General features: G+C 69.4%; 1 pseudogene. It reads left to right on the forward strand.

Annotated features, from left to right (window positions below):
* Window positions 1-166: 166 nt before the first annotated feature.
* Window positions 167-646, forward strand: a pseudogene (locus ACFFRH_RS44425) (hypothetical protein); the annotation flags it as partial.
* Window positions 647-648: the final 2 nt, after the last annotated feature.

A 648-nucleotide genomic window follows, 5' to 3' on the forward strand; every position in this document is an offset into this window, starting at 1 on the left:
GGAAAGGGGAGCCGTCATGGCCACCACTCACGGACACGACGTTCACACCAAGCCGGTCACGGGCGCCGTCCCCGCACAGACCGTTCCCGCACAGACTGTCCCTGCGCGTGCCGTTCCCGCACAGGTCGTTCCTACGACGGTTGCTGGGACTCCGGTCGTCAGGGGTCCGGCGGACTATGCCTGGGCGGTCGCCCGGATCGGTTTGGGCTGGGTCTTCTTGTGGGCGTTCGTGGACAAGCTTTTCGGGTGGGGGTTCGCCACTCCCGCCGCGCGTGCCTGGCTCAACGGCGGCAGCCCGACGACCGGTTTCCTCAAGGGCACCGGTGAGAACGCTCTGGGCGAGGTGTTCAGCGCCCTGGCCGGGCAGGCGTGGGTCGACTGGCTGTTCATGCTCGGCCTGCTGGGTGTCGGCGCCGCTCTCGTCGTGGGTGCGGGTCTGCGCATCGCCGCCGTGGCCGGTGGCCTGATGATGGTGTTGATGTGGGCGGCGGAGCTGCCTTTGGAGACCAACCCCTTCGTGGACGACCACCTCGTCTACGCCGTCGTGCTGGCCGGGCTGGCTCTGAGCGGTGCCGGTAGCACCTGGGGTCTGGGCACCTGGTGGGCCGCCACCCCGCTGGTGCGCCGCCACCCCATCCTCCGATAACC

Source organism: Streptosporangium vulgare (assembly GCF_042428775.1).
Lineage (GTDB): Bacteria > Actinomycetota > Actinomycetes > Streptosporangiales > Streptosporangiaceae > Streptosporangium > Streptosporangium vulgare.